This is a genomic window from Streptomyces sp. NPDC005494 (genome assembly GCF_042872025.1).
Lineage (GTDB): Bacteria > Actinomycetota > Actinomycetes > Streptomycetales > Streptomycetaceae > Streptomyces.
The window spans coordinates 44,060-60,326 of the sequence record NZ_JBIAJR010000010.1; the positions used below are offsets into that span (position 1 = coordinate 44,060).

The window sequence follows — 16,267 nt, forward strand, 5'->3', positions numbered from 1 at the left end:
CAGCTCATGCGTGCGCTGTCCTCAGAGGGTGCGGTGGACCTTGGAGTTGGAGGCCTGGGCGCGGGGGCGGACCACCAGGAGGTCGATATTGACGTGGCTGGGGCGGGTGACGGCCCAGGTGATCGTGTCGGCCACGTCGTCCGCGGAGAGCGGGGCGTCGACGCCCGCGTAGACCTTGGCGGCCTTCTCGGTGTCGCCGCGGAAGCGGGTCGTGGCGAACTCCTCGGTCTTGACCATGCCGGGAGCGACCTCGATCACCCGGACCGGGGTGCCGACGATCTCCAGGCGCAGGGTCTCCGCGAGGACGTGCTCGCCGTGCTTGGCGGCGACGTAACCGCCACCGCCCTCGTAGGTGGAGAGACCCGCCGTCGAGGAGAGGATCACGATGGTGCCGTCCCCGCTCGCGGTGAGGGCGGGGAGCAGGGCCTGGGTGACGTTGAGCGTGCCGATGACGTTGGTCTCGTACATCTGGCGCCAGTCGGAGGGGTCACCGGTGGCGACCGGGTCGGCTCCCAGCGCGCCGCCGGCGTTGTTGACCAGGACGGCCAGCGAGCGGAACGCCGTGGCGAATTCATCAACCGCCGCGCGGTCCGTGACGTCGAGGGCGTACGCCGTCGCCTGGTGGCCGGCGTCGGTGAGCTCGGCGGCGAGCGTCTCGATGCGGTCCTTACGGCGCGCGGTGAGCACCACGCGGTATCCGGCGGCGGCCAGCTGCCGGGCGGTCGCGGCGCCGATGCCGCTGCTCGCACCGGTGATGACGGCGATGGGGGTGGCGGCCATGCGAACTCCTCGGACAGCTGATCGGTACGGGGCCAGGATAGGCGGGCCTTCCGAGGGCCTCCTCAGTGGTCGCGGGGGGCATACATGATCACGGCCATGCCGGCCAGGCAGATCAGCGCTCCCGTCACGTCCCAGCGGTCGGGGCGGTAGCCGTCCGCGACCATGCCCCAGGCGATCGACCCGGCGACGAACACCCCGCCGTAGGCGGCGAGGATGCGGCCGAAGTCGGCGTCCGGCTGGAGGGTCGCCACGAAGCCGTAGACGCCGAGGGCGGCGACGCCCGCGCCGATCCAGATCCAGCCGCGGTGCTCGCGCACGCCCTGCCAGACGAGCCAGGCGCCGCCGATCTCGAAGAGCGCCGCGACGGCGAAGAGCGCGATGGAGCGAGCGATGAGCATGGCCTCAGCGTGCCACGCGGGGCACGGGAGGCGGGGCGGCGGGAGTGCGGGAGGCGGGAGCGCGGGAGCGGTCAGGATCGACAGGGATCCGGTTCGCACCTGCTCGGCGTCGCGGTGGGCCGTGCGGGTGGGCGAGGTGCGGCGAACCACTCCTCGAACAGGGATGATTGAGGGCGATCGGTATGTTCGGCGCATGGGAGCGATGCGCAGAGCTGCGCTGAAGACATCCGTCGCCACCGCGCTGACGACGGCCATGCTGCTCGGCGGCCCGGGACTGTCCGCCGTCGCCGAGCCCGCGGCCGCCGCCGGACCGGCGGCCCGGGGGATCGCGCCGGAGGCGGATGTGGCCCACCATGGTCGCGTCTCGCTGTGGGGCGACCGCCTCGGGGTCCTGCTGCGGTCCGGGAACCGGGGGCCGTCCCGGGTCGAGGACGTGACCGTCCGGCTGCGCTTCTCCGTGCCGCTCGCAGCCGGACAGGAACTGCCCCAGAACTGTCTGCGCGGCGGCGCCCGCACGGTGCTGTGCGGTACGGGGCCGCTGAACGGGGCCGGGGAGGCACGGCGCACGGCGGTCGGCCTCCGCCTCGTGGGCCGCCCGGCCGAGGTGGTCGTGCGGGTGGACACGCTCTGGAACGGCGGCGCGAGCGACCGGAACAGGCGCAACGACACCCACCAGGTCCTGGCTCCCGCCACGGGCGACGCCTACGCCTTCTGACGCGCCTTCCGGTCTGCTGGGATCCGGTGGGTCCGAGGCCCGCCGGAGCGGCCATCGGGGCACCGGGCTCACCGGCCCAGGGTGAGTGCCTGAGCCAGCGCCTCGGGGTCGGGGCGCTCGCCCGCCCAGGCGACATGGCCGTCCGGGCGGACGAGCAGGGTGGTGGTGCGGTCGCTCGCCCAGTGCGCGTGGACGAAGGGCACCGGGCCGGCCGGGGCCGGGGCGCCAGGCGGTGTGACGAGCACGAACCTGCCGTCGCGAAGGAGCTCCAGCAGCCGCCCCTCGACGAGTTGCAGGTCGGGAGCGCGCCTGCCCACCAGGCGGTGGCTGCCCCTCGGCGCGGCGTAGGAGATGCCGACGCCGGAGATCCTTCCGACGGCCTTGTCCGCGGCCGGCCGCACCACCGACAACAGGCGCGTGACGGCTGCGCGCAGGGATCTCTGCAGTGGTGTCCTCGCCATGGCCAGGCGGATGATCGCGCCGCTGGCGCGCAGGACCTGGGAGCCGACGGGGTGCCTCTCGCCGTGGTAGCTGTCGAGCAGGGCCTCCGGGTCGGCGGCCTGCCCGCGCAGCACGGCCGCGAGCTTCCACGAGAGGTTCGCCGCGTCCTGGAGGCCGGTGTTCATGCCCTGCCCGCCCGCCGGTGAGTGGACGTGGGCGGCGTCACCGGCGAGGAAGACCCGGCCGGTGCGGTAGGCGGGCACCTGGCGTTCGTCGCTGTGGAAGCGGGAGAGCCAACGGGCGTCATGCATCCCGTAGTCGGTGCCGAAGGCGAGGCGGGCCGTCTCGCGCAGCTCGTCGAGCTCCACGGGTTCGCTGTCGTCGGCGTGCCGGGCGCGGTTCCAGCCCATGACGCGGTACCAGCCGTCACCGAAGGGGGCGATGAACGCGAAGGCGTCACCCCGGCCGCTGACCGTGAGCAGCCCCGGCGGGGTCTCGGTGAGCCGCACATCGGCCAGGACGATGGACCTGATCACGGATTCACCGGGGAAGGGCAGGCCGAGGGCCCGGCGGACGGAGCTGTGCACACCGTCGGTCCCCACCAGGTAGCGCGCCCCGACGGTGGAGCGGGTGCCCTCGGTGTCGCGTATCTCCGCGGTGACGGTGTCGCCGGTGTCGGACCGGCTCAGGCCGAGCAGTTCCGTGCCGTACCGGAAGTCCACGCCGGCCCCGAGCGCGCGGTTCCGCAGCAGGTGTTCCACCTCGTACTGCGGGGTGATGAGGAGGAAGGGGAAGCGGCTGCGCAGCCGCGACAGATCGAGTGAGAGCCGGCCGAAGAGCCGCATCCTGCTCAGGGCCGTGCCGGTGGCGATGAGCGGATCGGCGAGCCCGCGGGCGTCCAGGATCTCCAGGGTGCGTGCGTGTACGGCGAAGGCGCGCGTCAGATTGCCCGTCTCGCGGGGCCGGCGCTCGACGAGGGTGACCGACAGGCCCTGGGCGGCGAGATCACCGGCGAGGAGCATGCCGGTGGGGCCCGCACCCACGACGACGACGTCGGTGGTGGCGGTGGAGCTGGATTCCCTGCTGGACGTGCCGGTCATGGCGGCCTCCCGAGCAAATACCAACGAATGTTGGCCAACGGTCGTTGGTCAACGCTTGTTGGCAACGGTAGGGCGGGCAGGTGTGGCATGTCAACGCTTGTTGGCCTACGATCGTTGGCATGACAGCGAACGCCTCTTCCGCCGCCTCCCCGCGCCGCTCGGACGCCACGAAGGCGGCCATCCTCGAAGCGGCCCGCGAGCGGTTCGCGGCCGACGGGTACGAGCGCGCCACCATCCGGGCCATCGCCCGTGACGCCCGGATCGATCCGTCGATGGTGATGCGCTACTACGGCTCCAAGGAGGGCCTGTTCGCCGCCGCGTCGGAGATCGATCTGCGGATACCGGGCCTGGGCGCCCTGCCCGGAAAGCACGTCGGCGCTGTCCTCGTCGAACATTTCCTGGACCGCTGGGAGCAGGACGACGTGCTGACGGGACTGCTCAGGGTCGGCGTCACCAACGAAGCCGGCGCCGAGCGGATGCGGGCCGTGTTCGCCGAGCAGCTCGGGCCCACAGCCGCAGGAGTCTGCCCCGACCCCGCCGACGCTCCCCGCCGGGCGGCCCTCGTCGCCTCACAGATCCTGGGCATGGCGCTCGCGCGCTACGTCCTGCGCATCGAACCCGCCGTCGCGATGTCCCGGCAGGAGGTCGTCAGCTGGCTCGCGCCCACGGTCCAGCGTTATCTGACGGCCGAGCACCCGTAGAGGAGAACAGCGGGCCGGGCACCCGTAAAGGAGAGCAGCGGGCCGGGCACCCGTGGAGACCGGCGGGCACCTGAAGGAAGGGGAAGACGTCAGGCGGTCGGAGCCTCGCTGCCCGCGCCGCCGAACTCGCGCACGGCGTCCGCGACGATGGCCTCCAGATGGGAGTGGTGGGCCCCCCGCCAGTACACCCGGCCGCAGGCCGCGCACTGTGCGAACACGTCGTACGACGCCTGCGTGCCCTGCTCCAGGCGGCCAAGCACGGAGTCCTTGTCCGCCTCGGCGAGTTCTCCGTTGCACGCGGTGCAGCGGGTCCACGGCGCGAGGGCGGGAGCGAAGCGGCCCAGCACGTCGCGCAGCTGCTCCGCCGGGCTGTCGCTGTAGATGTAGGCCCCCGCCCAGATCTCCCTGCGCCGCAGCAGCCCCCGGTCGCGGGAGAGCAGGACGCGCTGCTCCTTGGCCGAGAGGGCGGCCAGCGCGGGATCGCCGATGTCCTCGCTCTCGTACGCCGCGTCCACGCCCAGCAGCCGCATCCGTCGCGCGAGCGTGCCCAGATGGACGTCGAGCAGGAAGCGCAGGGGCGCGCCGGGGACCGGCTGCGGGCGCCGTACGGCCCGGACCTCGACCAGTTCGCCGGCCCCAGGGATGTGGGACGCGGGCACGGGCCGCCCGTCGACGAGCAGCTGTCCGGCCTCGGTGAGCGGGACACCGAGCGACTCCACGACGTGCCCGAGGGTCGACGACCCGTCGGTGGTGACGGACGTGCGTCCGTGCCGGCGCTCGTGGGGGACGAAGAGCCGCAGCTCCGGGGCTACTTCGAGGGAGATCTCGGGTCCGTTCACCTGGTCAGGATGCCACCCGTGCGGCCGGGCGGCTAAGAGTTTCCGGCACGGGTCAGAGAGCGGTGAGGTCCAGCCGCCAGTCGTTCGCCACCATGGGGCGGCCGGGTGGGTATTCGAGGTCGCAGGTGCCGACGAGGACGAAGCCGCTCTTGCGGCACACCGCGTTCGACGCGCCGTTGCCGACGGACGGATAGGCGTGGAGCCAGCGGTGCCTGCCCGCGTCCCGTGCGTGTACGGCGACGGCGGCGGTGGCCGAGGAGGCGATGCCGAGGCCCTGGAAGCCGGGGAGGACCGCCCAGCCCGTCTCGTAGATCTTCTCGTCCTGCCGGGTCTGCTCCCAGTAACCGATCGTGCCCACCGGCTCGCCGGTCGCGGCCAGGGCGATCCGGAACATCCGGCCCCGGCCCGTGCGGTCCGCGCTCAGCGCGACGTAGCGGTCGTGGCGGACCGTCAGCTGTTCCTCGGTCTCCGGGCCGCCGAGGTGGTCCATGAGCTCCGGGGCGTTCGCCAGACGGAGCAGCCCGAGGTCGTCCGCCGACCAGGGCGTGATCCGCACGAGGGCCGGGGACGCCGGGCGAGGCGCGCTGGATTCCATGGGGCGACTGTAGGGCGCGGCACCGACAGCGGACGGGCCTCAGCGCGACGCGAAGGCCGTCGGGGGGACTCCCACCGTGGCGGTGAAGTCTCTGACCAGGTGTGCCTGGTCGCTGTAGCCGAGATCACCGGCGAGTCGCGCCCAGTCGGGCTCCGTGTCGCACTCGGCGCGTTGCAGCGCCTCGTGGATGCGGTGGCGGAGGATGACCCACTTGGGGCCGACTCCCACATAGCCGGAGAAGAGCCGCTGCAGAGTGCGCACCGACATGTTCCCCGCGCGGGCGAGGGCGTCGACCCGGAGCAGGGAGCGGTCCGTGCGCGCACGTTCGGCGAGCGCCCGCGCGAGTTCCGCCTGCGGATCCGGCGGGGGGAGGAGCGGCAGCAGGAACGCGTCGAGTGCCGCGACCCGCGCATCCTCGCCGGACGGGTCGAGTACGCCCCGTGCCGCCTCGGAGGGGAGGGGTCCGCTCTCCGGGGCAGCCATGGCCTCGTCGGCGGGGACACGGCGCCCGGTCCAGGCCGACACGGGCCGGTGCGGGGCGAACGGCCGGAAGGCCCCCGCCTTGAACTTCACGCCGCAGACCCGGCCACGGCCCTCCAGCCGCTGGGTGAACAGGCCCTCGACGACGCCGTAGACCTCGGCCGAGCCCGCGCGCTCGCTCTCGCCGCCGGTCTCGGTGCGCTGGAAGACCAGGTGGACGCAGGGGTGCGGCACCACCTGCGAGGTGTACGGCTCCGAGAGGTCCCAGTCGATCAGCCAGTAGTGCTCCACGTGGGGGCGCAGCTCCGGGGCGGGGTCGCGGAGGCGGAAGCGGACGCGGGTGAACAGGTCGGGGGCGTCGACGATGCCCCGTGTCTCGCGTCCAGGTCCGGCCATGGACGGATCTTAGGACGGCCCGAGCGCGTCGCTGTCGCGTTTCTTCAAGACGGACGGCCCCGCGAAGCGCACCGTGGGAGGCATGAAGACGATCAGCGAACTTCTGGAACGAGCCGCCGCGCAGGCCGGCCCCGTGGTGCGTGGGATCGGTGACGACCACCTGTCCGACGCCACGCCGTGCAGCGACTACGACGTACGGGCCCTGCTCAACCACCTCTTCGGCGTGATCGCGAACTTCCGTGTCCTGGCCGCGAAGGAGCCCGTGGACTTCAGCCGGACACCGGACGTGATCGAGGGGGACTGGCGAGGCCGCTTCGACGACGAGACGGCGCATCTGGTCAAGGCGTGGGCGCAGCCGGGCGCGGAGGACGGCGTGAGCGGAGGCATGGGGCTGCCCGCCAGGACGGTGGGCCTGATGGTGCTGGGTGACCTGACCGTGCACGCCTGGGACCTGGCCCGGGCGACGGGCCAGGACTACGTGCCGGACCCCGAAGCCGTGGAGGAGATGGAGCCCTGGCTGGCCGAGATGGCTCCGCAGGCCCGGAAGATGAAGGTGTTCGGCGAGCCCTTCCCGACCGGACCCGGGGCTACGGCCTTCGAGCGGGTGCTGGCCGGGACGGGGCGCGACCCTGGCTGGCGCCCGCCCCACCACTGACGGCGGGGCCCGCTTCGGCTGGGTACGGGGCGGCCGGATCGGCGTAGAGGCCGCCGAGGGCGGCGTACGCGCCGTCGACGACGGCCTCCGCCCGGTGCAGGGCGTCGTGCGCCGCCAGCTCGGCGGCCCGGCGGGTGTACGGCGAGGGCGGGCGCCGCCGCTGCCGCCTGCAGTCGCAGACCGCGTACACCCCGCCGGCCAGGACCACGGCCGGGACAGCCAGCGTCAGCAGCAGGTCATCCATGCGGGAGCCCTCCTCGGGAGTCGGTGCTCCTTGCATCGGCAGGGCGACCCGGATGGCTGAAGATCATTCTTCGGCCAATGAATGGCCGAAGAGCGACCTCAGGGCTGTGTTCCCACCCGAGGTCGCGCCTCCGGATGGCGGGGTCACGCCTCCGGCGGACCCGTGCGCACCCGAGGCCGCGCCTCCGGATGGCGGGGTCACGCCTCCGGCGGACCCGTGCGTTCCAGATCCGGCAGGGCGTCCCCGTCCGGGGCCGGTGGGCCGCTCCGCTCCAGCCGCGTGCGGAGGGTCAGCGCGAACTCCTCGGCGCGCGCGAGTTGCGTCCGCAGCTTCGTCACCTGCTCCGCCGCTGACCGCTCGTACGCGCGCACCCGCTCCAGCAGCGCCTCCCGCTCACCTGCGGCGAGCGGTTCTCCGGCACCGTGGGCTTCCCCTGCGCCAAGGGCTTCCCCGGGGTGGTGTAGGGCTACCCCTGCGTCGAGGGCGCCTCCGGCGTCGAGTGCTTCTGCGGCGTCGAGGCGGTCGACCGCGTCCAGGAGGTCCCGCATCTCGTCGAGGGTGAAGCCGAGCGGTTTCATCCGGCGGATGACCATCAGCCGGGCCACATCACCCTCGGTGTAGAGCCGGAATCCGCCCCGCGATCTGGCCGAGGGCACCACGAGCCCGGACTCCTCGTAGTGCCGGATCGTGCGCAGCGACAGCTCGGTGCGCCGGGCGACCTCGCCGATCTGCATGTGCTGGCTGTTCACGGTGCCCTTTCGACGTCCGCCGTGCCCATGAAGGCCGACGCTTCCATCCCTACTCTAACGTTAGGGTAGAGTTGGCCGGTGCCCGGATTCCGGGGCCGAAGACGCCTCCGGAGGAATCCGGTGCCCGGTGGGGCGCGTGTCCCGCGCGGCCGTTCACCACGTTCCCCGCGGTCCCGTGCCGTCCGCCTTCTCTGCCTGCGTCCGCCTTCGCGGATCCGCGGGACGGCGTCCGCCGCATCCGTACGTCCCGCATCCCCCCGGCCCTCCGGGTGTGCCCGAGCAACGACAGGTCACGCTTCCCTTGCCTTCCTCCGTTCCGTACCCGGCCGCCCGGCTGCGTCTCTCCCGGCCGCCCTGGCTGTCGCCGAAGGTCTTCCGCACGGAGGCCCTGGCCGGTCTCGTCGTGGGCCTGGCCCTCATCCCCGAGGCGATCTCGTTCTCGATCATCGCCGGTGTCGACCCGGCGGTCGGACTGTTCGCCGCGTTCACGATGGCCGTCGTCATCTCCTTCGTCGGTGGCCGGCCGGCGATGATCTCCGCGGCGACGGGGGCCGTCGCCCTCGTCATCGCACCGCTCAACCGGGAACACGGCTTCGGCTACCTGGTCGCGGGCGTCATCCTCGGCGGGGTGTTCCAGATCGTCCTCGGGGCGCTCGGTGTGGCCCGGCTGATGCGATTCGTGCCGCGCAGCGTGATGGTCGGCTTCGTGAACGCGCTGGCGATCCTGGTCTTCCTGGGCCAGGTCCCCGAGATGAGGGATGTCCCCTGGCCGGTGTACCCGCTGGTCGTCGGCGGTCTCCTGCTCATGGTGTTCTTCCCGCGGATCACCAGGGCCGTTCCGGCTCCGCTGGTCTCCATCGCCATCCTGACCGCGATCACCGTCGCCGCGGGCATCGCCGTACCGACCGTCGGCGACAAGGGGGAGCTGCCGTCGTCCCTGCCCGTGCCGGGTCTGCCGGACGTGCCCTTCACCCTGGACACGCTGACCACCATCGCGCCGTACGCGCTGGCCATGGCGCTGGTCGGCCTCATGGAGTCGCTGATGACGGCCAAGCTGGTCGACGAGATCACCGACACCCACTCCAGCAAGACCCGTGAGTCGATCGGGCAGGGCGTCGCCAACATCGTGACGGGCTTCTTCGGCGGTATGGGCGGCTGCGCGATGATCGGCCAGACGATGATCAACGTGAAGGTCTCCGGCGCCCGTACCCGGCTGTCCACGTTCCTGGCGGGCGTCTTCCTGATGGTGCTCTGCATCGCGTTCGGGCCGCTGGTCTCCCGAATCCCGATGGCGGCCCTCGTCGCGGTCATGGTCATGGTCTGCTTCGCGACCTTCGACTGGCACTCCGTCGCGCCCAGGACCCTGAAGCGGATGCCGGCCGGGGAGATCGCGGTCATGGTGATCACCGTGGTCTGTGTGGTCGCCACCGAGAACCTCGCCGTCGGTGTGGTCGTCGGCTCCGTGACGGCGATGGTCATCTTCGCCAGGCGCGTCGCGCACGTGGCCGACGTCACCACCGTGACCGACCAGGACGGCCGGCGGATCGTCTACTCGGTGACCGGCGAACTCTTCTTCGCCTCGTCCAACGATCTGGTCGGACGGTTCGACTACGCGGGCGACCCGGAGCGGGTCGTCATCGATCTGGGCGCCGCGCACATCTGGGACGCGTCGGCCGTCGCGAGCCTGGACGCGATCACCACGAAGTACGAGCAGCGCGGCAAGAGCGTGGAGATCATCGGTCTCAACGAGCGGAGCGCCCGTCTGCACAGCTCCCTCAGCGGTGAACTCACCAAGAGCGCCTGACCGGTGCGGCCCGCAGGGCGCCCGGAGGGGCCGCAAGAACCACCGGTCTCCTGCGACGGATCCCCGGGGTGCGCCGCCTACGCGGTACGCCGACGTTCGTCGGGGCGGCGGCTCGCCGCCCGGGGCGGTCCGCCGGCCGCCTCGCAGAACGCGGAGAGGCCGACGGCCAGCGCGTGGCGGGCGGCCGGGGGCATGTCGCCCATGGTCGTACGAAGGTACTGCTCGCGCCGGTGCCTGAGCGTGTGCAGGTGCGCCCGGCCGACGTCGGTGAGCCGCAGTTCCATCTCGCGGCGGTCCTCCACCCTGGGCGTCCTGCGGAGGAACCCTGTGGCCTGGAGCCGGTCGCACAGCCGGCTCACCGAGGGCGCCGCCATCGCGAGGTGGCGGCCCAGGTCGCGCATGTTGATGCCCGGCTCCCGCTCGACGACGTACATCACACGGGTCTGGGTGGGTGAGACCGGTGCCGTGTCGAAGGCGCCCCGGCCGCGCTCCCACGCGATCTCGAGGAGCTCCAGCAGGTGTCCGGCATCGAGGGAGCCGTCCGGTGCGTCCTGGGCGTCCGGGACGGAATCCTCGCGCATGTGACACTCCCGAGTGAGCTCTCTGTGGGCCGTGCCGGCTGGCCGGTGTGAGCAACTGTGCATCCGAAGATATGTCAAGGAAAGCGAGACCTGTACAAGTGGACAGACCCAGCGCGGTCGAACGCCTGATGCGTGAGGCCGCGCCCCACCGGATCGTCGAGGTGCTGCGCACCCAGATCGAGCTGCGACACCAGGCCCTGGGGGTGGAGTTGCTCCTTGCCGACTACGCGACATCCCGCCTCCGGCCCGTGAGTGACATGAATCACCCGGGCAGCTCCTTGCCCGTCCACGGCAGCGATGCCGGACGGGCCTTCGGTGCGCAGGAACCGCACTGCGTACACGTCCCGGAGTCGTCGACCACGACGGTGCACCTGCCGGTCACCGTGCGGGGCGACCGCCTGGGAGTGCTGAGTGTCACTCTGCCCGACGACGACGGCACGGGCCCTGGTGGCGACGCCCTGGACGACCTGCTGGGCTGCGCGCAGGCGCTGGCCCACGAGGTCGTCGTCGCCGAGCGGGACACCGACCTCTTCCTCCAGGCCCGCAGGACGGAGCGGCTGACCCTGGCCGCGGAGATGCAGTGGCAGCTCCTGCCGGGACGCTCCTGTACCCGCGACGAGTACAGCATCGGCGCCCAGCTCCAGCCCGCGTACGCCATTCACGGTGACAGCTTCGACTGGTCCGCGACGGCGGACGAACTCGTACTGACCGTCAACAACGGTATGGGCGAGGGCATCGAGGCCGCGCTGCTCACCAATCTGGCCGTCAACGCCCTGCGCAACGCCCGGCGAGCCGGTCTGGGGCTGGCCGATCAGGCGTACCTGGCCGACCAGGCCATCTACGGCCAGCATCACGGAAGCCGCCATCTGGCGACGCTGCTGCTCCGCTTCCATCTGCCCACCGGGAACGTGGAGATCATCGACGCGGGGTCACCGCGGATCTGGCGGCTGCGCGCGGGAGTCGTCGAAGCGGTCGAGCTGGAGGCCCAGATGCCGCTGGGCATGTTCCAGGACACGGTCTACACGGTGCAGCACTTCAAGGTGGAGCCCGGCGACCGGCTGTTCTTCGTGAGCGACGGGGTGTACGACGCCCTGTCTCCCGCAGGTGAGAGGTACAGCCTGCGCGCTCTGGCCAGGGCGATCGCCGAGACACGTCTCCTGCCCGCGTCCCAGGTGCCGGGCGCCGTGCTGGAGACCCTGCTCGGTCACCGGGGCAGCGCTCCGGCCCTGGACGACGCGCTGGTCCTGTGTCTCGACTGGCACGGCCGCCCCGGGGCAAGCTGACAGAAGGGCCCGCCCCGCGCGCGGTGCGCCGGGCGGGCCCGAACTGTGCGCTTGCCGTGAAGAAACCCGTCAGGGCTGATGAGCGGACCCGCCGTGAGGCCCCGCCGCGCAGGGGGCGGGTTGCCATCCGTACCGCTTGTGGGCAATGGTTGCCGAAGGGAAACTAATTTTCGTCCAGTTGGAAGGTGGTGCGACTCGCTCCTGGCGGGTCCCCCCTCATGGCTCCTCCGAAGGAACACATCGCCACGAAGACGCTCCCCCGGTCCGTGTCCGACGTCTGGGGCGCTGCCCCGTACCCGGTGATCGTCGCCGACAGCACAGGGGTCGTCGTCGAGGTCAACCCGATCGCCGCCTCCCTGCTGGGTGGCGCCGCGGCGGGCATCACGCTGTCACAGGCGGTGCCGTCCTGGCTGGCGCGTGCCCACGAGGAGACGGTGGATCCCGTCGGTCCTCCCGGCGGGGAACCTCACCGGCCCGTGTACCGGGGGGAGATCGGCGCGCAGAGCTTCGAGGCGCATCCGACCCCCGGGGCGGACGGGAACGTGGTGTGGTGGCTGGTCGACGACACGGACCGGCGGCTCGCCGAGGAGGCACTGGCCACGGAGCGGGAGCGCACCACCTTCCTGGCCGAGGCGTCGAACGTCCTGCTGGCGTCGCTGAACACCGACCGCTGCATGCGTGCCACCGCCCAGCTGGCCTCCCAGCACCTCGCCGACGCCGCCGTGGTCGTCGCTCCCGCCGCGGGCCGGAAGCTGCCCATGGCGTACGCGGTCGGTGGCGGGGCCGCGGTCCGCGGAACGGTGGTCGCCGATCCCTCCCAGGTGCCCGGCCTGAGCGAGGCCCTCCAGGGCTTCCCGCCGGTACCCTCCCGGTGGATCGACCCCGCGTCGCTGCCCGACTGGCTCATCCCGGACGACTTCACCGGCACCGTGGGCTCGGCCGCCGTCACCCCCCTCCCCGGCCACGGCGTCCCGGCCGGAGTCCTGGTGCTGCTGCGCAGCGCGGGCTCCGTCGAGTTCAACGCGAACGAGGAGGTGTTCGCCCGGCTGTTCGCCGCCAGGGCGGGCGCCGCCCTGTCCGCCGCGAGGCTGTACGCGGAGCAGAGCGACATAACCCGGACCCTCATGCGGGATCTGCTGCCTCCACAACTGCACCACGTGAACGGCGTGGAGTTCGCCGGCGCCTACCAGCCCGCCGCTGCGCGGGACAGGGTGGGCGGTGACTTCTACGACGTACACCCGGGCAGCACACCGGAGGACGCCTCGCTCGCGGTCCTCGGTGACGTCTGCGGCAAGGGCCTGGACGCTGCCGTACTCACGGGCAAGATCCGCAACACACTGCAGGCGCTGACGCCGATGGCGGGCGACCACGAACGCATGCTGCGGCTGCTCAACGGGGCACTCCTCAACTCGCACCACACCCGTTTCGCGACCCTGGTGCTGGCCTCGGTCCAGCGCGTGGAGAACCGCGTGCGGCTCCGCCTCACCTCCGCCGGCCACCCTTCCCCCCTGGTGGTCCGCAACGACGGGCGGGTCGACGAGATCGACACCCGCGGCACCCTGGTCGGGGCGCTGCCCCACATCGAGGCGCGCACGGTGGAGACCCACCTCGAACCCGGCGAGACCTGCCTGCTCTACACCGACGGCGTCACGGAGGCGCGCGGTGGCCCTCTGGGCGACGAACTGTTCGGTGAGGAAAGGCTGATGCGTGTCATGTCGGAATGTGCGGGCATGCCGGGCCAGGCCGTGGTCGAGCGGGTGCAGATGCTCGCGTCCCAGTGGCTGCAGGACGGCAGACACGACGACATGGCACTCGTCGCGATCACCGCTCCGCCGACCACCCACCTCAGTGCGGTGGACGGGCACACCCGGGGCAGGTACACGGCATGAACACGCACACCACTGCCGCGCCCCGGCTGCGCGGCCTCCAGGACGCGTTGTGGACCGCGGTGACCGGGCGGGACGAACGCGCCGCCGCCGAACTGCTCTTCGCGGCCCTCGACGACGGGGTCGACGCCGAGAGCGTGCTGCTGGACGTCATCGCCCCCGTACAGGCGCGGGTGGGTGCCGAGTGGGCGGCCAACCGCCTGAGCGTCGCCCAGGAACACGCCGCCAGCGCCATTGCCGAGCGGATCATCGCCGCGCTCGCCCACCGCCGCTCCGCCGCGCGTACCACGCCGCGGCTGGGGCGGGTCACCGTGGCCTGCGTGGACCAGGAGTGGCACGTCCTGCCGGCCCGGCTGCTGGCCGAGGTGCTGACACTGCGCGGGTGGCAGGTGGACTTCCTCGGCGCACAGGTGCCCACCCCGCACCTCATCGCGCATCTGCACACGTACGGTGCCGACGTCGTCGCGCTGTCCTCCTCGATCCCCACCCGGCTGCCCGCCGCGCACGCGGCGATCACCGCCTGCCAGGCCGTGGGCGTGCCGGTGCTGGCGGGCGGTGCGGCCTTCGGGCCGGCCGGCCGGTACGCGCGCCGGCTGGGCGCCGACGCCTGGGCCCCCGACGCACGCTCCGCGGCGCACCGCATCGCGGACGGCATAGAGGTCCCGGCCATCGCCGTCGGCAGGCAGCAGATAGACGATCTGCCGCACCTGGGCGACCAGGAGTACACCCTCGTGGTCCGCAGCAGGCCCCAGCTCGTCCGTGAGGTGCTGGCCCAGCTCGAGAGCCGTTTCCCCGAGTCGGCCGCGTACACGGAACAGCAGCGCGAGCACACGGCGCAGGACATCTCCCACATCGTCGAGTACCTGGGCGTGGCCCTCTACATGGACGACGACGACCTCTTCACCGGTTTCCTGACCTGGACCGGGGGAATCCTCGGCGCCCGTGGCGTCCCGGCCGGGTCCTTGCGGCCGGTCCTCGACGTCCTGGGGACGGAACTCAAGGACTTCCCCCGATCCACCCGGCTGATAGACCAGGCGCGCACGGCGCTGGACGCGCTCCTCGCACCGGCCGGCCATACCTCTTCCGGAGCCTCGGATGACAGACCTGACCAGCCCGCCCTTCTCTCTGACCACTGAAGCCGCGCCGGGAGCCGTCCGGCTGCGCCTGGCAGGTGATCTCGACCACGACACGAGCGAGCAGCTCGTGGAGCGCGCCCGTGCCTGCCTCGCGGCCGACCCGGGCGTGCGCGACCTGGTCCTGGACTGCGCGCAACTGCGGCTGTGCGACTCGATGGGCGTGTCGAGCTTTCTGATGATCCACCGCGCCACCACGTCCCAGGGCGTGGTGCTGCACCTGGTGGACCAGCCGGCGTTCCTCCGCAGGATCCTGGAGATCACCGGCATCCGCCAGATATTCGGCCCGCCCGGGCCCAGCCGGCTCGCGGGGCACGCTCACGTGGAGGACGGGCCGCCGTCCGCGCCCTCGGGCTGATGCCGCGTCACGCGGGCCGGGAGGAGGGTGGCTCGTCCAGGGCGGCGTCGAGGGTGGGGTATGTGCGGATCACCGTGTCGACGCCCGCGGTCCGCAGGAGCCGCGTCACGGCCGTGCCCGGGGCGGCGATCCGCAGCTGCGTCCTGTGGTGCGTCTCGATGAGGAGGCTGAGGAAGGAGGAGTCCGCGAACGTGACCGCTGAGGCCTCCAGCACGACGACGTCGTACCCGCCCACGGCCTGCCACAGGGCGATGAACAGCGGATCGACGCTGTCGGAGTCGATCGCGCCGCGCGCCCGGACGACCCAGCAGCCGTTGATCTCGCCTTCGGCCGCCACCACCGTCGGTGCGGGGGGCGTGGAGTTGTCGAGAGGCTCACGGACCATGTGGGAAATTATGCCAACTGCCTGTGCCCGCAAGCGCCGACATCCGTCTCAGACGAGGGCGATCAGGGCGACGACGTTCTTGCCGCCGAGGTGGTGCCGCACGGACACCCACTCCGTCAGGCGGCGCACCAGGGGCCATCCGTAACCGCCGATGGGAGCGGTGGCGGGGTCGCGTTCGGTGACCACCGGTGCCTCGGGGCTGGCGTCGGCGACGGTGAGGAGGAGGCCGTCCTCGGTGATCTCCGCCGTGAAGCCGGTGAGTCCGCCGCCGTGCCTGACGGCATTGGTGACCAGTTCCGAGGTCACGAGCAGGGCGTCCGCAAGGACGACCTCGGCCGGGCCTTCCCCGGACCGTCCGTGGGACCAGGCTTCCAGCAGCCGGGTGACGACGGCACGCGCGGCGGCGGCGTTCTGCGGTACCTCGGGCGCATCGTTCTCGTCCGACGGTCGCTGCGGACCGCCTCCACCCGCCGGGGACCCCGGGTCGTTCTCGTCCGACGGTCGCTGCGGACCGCTCTCGTCCGCCGGAGCCTGTGGCAGGTCCGTCCTCGTCACCGTCGGCTCCTCCGCTCCCTCGTCCGACGGGGCCGTCGGGGCAGGTGTGGCGGCGGCTTCCTCCGGCCCATCGGCCGGACTCACGCCGTCGTGCAGCACTTCTCGCTCCCCGTTCATGACACCCTGCGCCTGCCCGAAGAGGCCGGAGTCATTCGTCCGCAGTCCGGGCGGAGGGCGGACGGCGTGGCT

The 16,267-nt window shown here is 72.2% G+C and carries 19 protein-coding genes; 8 read left to right on the forward strand and 11 right to left on the reverse strand.

The window, feature by feature from the left end:
• Positions 1 to 21 precede the first annotated feature (21 nt).
• Positions 22 to 780, reverse strand: coding sequence for an SDR family NAD(P)-dependent oxidoreductase (locus tag ACFYQ6_RS26530; RefSeq protein WP_361575718.1), 759 nt, complete (start codon positions 778 to 780; stop codon positions 22 to 24).
• A gap of 62 nt (positions 781 to 842) precedes the next feature.
• On the reverse strand, positions 843 to 1,178 hold the full coding sequence (locus tag ACFYQ6_RS26535) for a YnfA family protein (protein WP_361575715.1): 336 nt from the start codon (positions 1,176 to 1,178) through the stop codon (positions 843 to 845).
• A gap of 193 nt (positions 1,179 to 1,371) precedes the next feature.
• Between ACFYQ6_RS26535 and ACFYQ6_RS26540 the strand changes: the two genes are divergently transcribed.
• Positions 1,372 to 1,893, forward strand: a complete 522-nt coding sequence (locus tag ACFYQ6_RS26540; RefSeq protein ID WP_388765252.1) for a hypothetical protein — start codon at positions 1,372 to 1,374, stop codon at positions 1,891 to 1,893.
• A 68-nt stretch (positions 1,894 to 1,961) separates the two neighbouring features.
• Here the strand turns inward: ACFYQ6_RS26540 and ACFYQ6_RS26545 are convergent, their stop codons facing one another.
• On the reverse strand, positions 1,962 to 3,434 hold the full coding sequence (locus tag ACFYQ6_RS26545; protein WP_388765254.1) for an FAD-dependent monooxygenase: 1,473 nt from the start codon (positions 3,432 to 3,434) through the stop codon (positions 1,962 to 1,964).
• 119 nt (positions 3,435 to 3,553) lie between these two features.
• Between ACFYQ6_RS26545 and ACFYQ6_RS26550 the strand changes: the two genes are divergently transcribed.
• Entirely contained in the window at positions 3,554 to 4,135 is a 582-nt protein-coding gene (locus tag ACFYQ6_RS26550) for a TetR family transcriptional regulator (protein WP_361575706.1), read from the forward strand.
• Between the two features lie 89 nt (positions 4,136 to 4,224).
• Here ACFYQ6_RS26550 and ACFYQ6_RS26555 read toward each other — a convergent pair whose 3' ends face one another.
• The 3 genes from ACFYQ6_RS26555 to ACFYQ6_RS26565 are packed head-to-tail and all read right to left on the reverse strand — an operon-like array spanning position 4,225 to position 6,445.
• Positions 4,225 to 4,974, reverse strand: a complete 750-nt coding sequence (locus ACFYQ6_RS26555) for a Mut7-C RNAse domain-containing protein (RefSeq protein ID WP_388765256.1) — start codon at positions 4,972 to 4,974, stop codon at positions 4,225 to 4,227.
• 52 nt (positions 4,975 to 5,026) lie between these two features.
• On the reverse strand, positions 5,027 to 5,569 hold the full coding sequence (locus tag ACFYQ6_RS26560; protein WP_361575700.1) for a GNAT family N-acetyltransferase: 543 nt from the start codon (positions 5,567 to 5,569) through the stop codon (positions 5,027 to 5,029).
• A 39-nt stretch (positions 5,570 to 5,608) separates the two neighbouring features.
• Positions 5,609 to 6,445, reverse strand: coding sequence for a DUF6597 domain-containing transcriptional factor (locus tag ACFYQ6_RS26565; protein WP_388765259.1), 837 nt, complete (start codon positions 6,443 to 6,445; stop codon positions 5,609 to 5,611).
• Between the two features lie 82 nt (positions 6,446 to 6,527).
• Here ACFYQ6_RS26565 and ACFYQ6_RS26570 point away from each other — a divergent pair, with 82 nt between their 5' ends.
• Complete coding sequence (locus tag ACFYQ6_RS26570; protein WP_361575694.1) at positions 6,528 to 7,100, forward strand: TIGR03086 family metal-binding protein; 573 nt, start codon at positions 6,528 to 6,530, stop codon at positions 7,098 to 7,100.
• Here ACFYQ6_RS26570 and ACFYQ6_RS26575 read toward each other — a convergent pair.
• Together ACFYQ6_RS26575 and ACFYQ6_RS26580 are read right to left on the reverse strand one after the other, a co-directional pair.
• Entirely contained in the window at positions 7,033 to 7,344 is a 312-nt protein-coding gene (locus tag ACFYQ6_RS26575) for a hypothetical protein (protein ID WP_361575691.1), read from the reverse strand. The two genes, ACFYQ6_RS26570 and ACFYQ6_RS26575, sit on opposite strands and share 68 nt — an antisense overlap.
• A 197-nt stretch (positions 7,345 to 7,541) precedes the next feature.
• Positions 7,542 to 8,093 carry a MerR family transcriptional regulator gene (locus tag ACFYQ6_RS26580; protein WP_388765261.1) on the reverse strand — a complete coding sequence of 184 codons (552 nt, stop codon included), beginning with the start codon at positions 8,091 to 8,093 and terminating at the stop codon, positions 7,542 to 7,544.
• A 301-nt stretch (positions 8,094 to 8,394) separates the two neighbouring features.
• On the opposite strand from ACFYQ6_RS26580, the gene ACFYQ6_RS26585 reads away from it, so the two are divergent.
• On the forward strand, positions 8,395 to 9,897 hold the full coding sequence (locus ACFYQ6_RS26585; protein WP_361575685.1) for a SulP family inorganic anion transporter: 1,503 nt from the start codon (positions 8,395 to 8,397) through the stop codon (positions 9,895 to 9,897).
• A 77-nt stretch (positions 9,898 to 9,974) separates the two neighbouring features.
• On the opposite strand, the gene ACFYQ6_RS26590 is transcribed toward ACFYQ6_RS26585, so the two are convergent.
• Positions 9,975 to 10,478, reverse strand: coding sequence for a MarR family transcriptional regulator (locus ACFYQ6_RS26590; RefSeq protein WP_361575682.1), 504 nt, complete (start codon positions 10,476 to 10,478; stop codon positions 9,975 to 9,977).
• A gap of 98 nt (positions 10,479 to 10,576) precedes the next feature.
• Between ACFYQ6_RS26590 and ACFYQ6_RS26595 the strand changes: the two genes are divergently transcribed.
• From ACFYQ6_RS26595 to ACFYQ6_RS26610, 4 genes are all read left to right on the forward strand, one after another.
• Positions 10,577 to 11,761: a PP2C family protein-serine/threonine phosphatase gene (locus ACFYQ6_RS26595; RefSeq protein ID WP_361575679.1), complete on the forward strand. Its 1,185-nt coding sequence runs from the start codon at positions 10,577 to 10,579 to the stop codon at positions 11,759 to 11,761.
• A gap of 218 nt (positions 11,762 to 11,979) precedes the next feature.
• The gene (locus ACFYQ6_RS26600) at positions 11,980 to 13,650 is read left to right on the forward strand and encodes a PP2C family protein-serine/threonine phosphatase (RefSeq protein ID WP_388765265.1); all 1,671 of its coding nucleotides are present in this window, start codon (positions 11,980 to 11,982) and stop codon (positions 13,648 to 13,650) included.
• Positions 13,647 to 14,783 (forward strand): cobalamin-dependent protein, encoded by a 1,137-nt coding sequence (locus ACFYQ6_RS26605; RefSeq protein WP_361575673.1) that lies wholly within the window; start codon positions 13,647 to 13,649, stop codon positions 14,781 to 14,783. The genes ACFYQ6_RS26600 and ACFYQ6_RS26605 overlap by 4 nt, the downstream gene beginning before the upstream one ends.
• On the forward strand, positions 14,743 to 15,138 hold the full coding sequence (locus tag ACFYQ6_RS26610; protein WP_361575670.1) for an STAS domain-containing protein: 396 nt from the start codon (positions 14,743 to 14,745) through the stop codon (positions 15,136 to 15,138). The genes ACFYQ6_RS26605 and ACFYQ6_RS26610 overlap by 41 nt, the downstream gene beginning before the upstream one ends.
• Positions 15,139 to 15,145: 7 nt before the next feature.
• Here ACFYQ6_RS26610 and ACFYQ6_RS26615 read toward each other — a convergent pair whose 3' ends face one another.
• Both ACFYQ6_RS26615 and ACFYQ6_RS26620 read right to left on the reverse strand, forming a co-directional pair.
• Entirely contained in the window at positions 15,146 to 15,523 is a 378-nt protein-coding gene (locus tag ACFYQ6_RS26615) for an STAS domain-containing protein (protein WP_361575668.1), read from the reverse strand.
• 48 nt (positions 15,524 to 15,571) lie between these two features.
• Positions 15,572 to 16,078 carry an ATP-binding protein gene (locus tag ACFYQ6_RS26620; protein ID WP_388765268.1) on the reverse strand — a complete coding sequence of 169 codons (507 nt, stop codon included), beginning with the start codon at positions 16,076 to 16,078 and terminating at the stop codon, positions 15,572 to 15,574.
• Positions 16,079 to 16,267 lie beyond the last annotated feature (189 nt).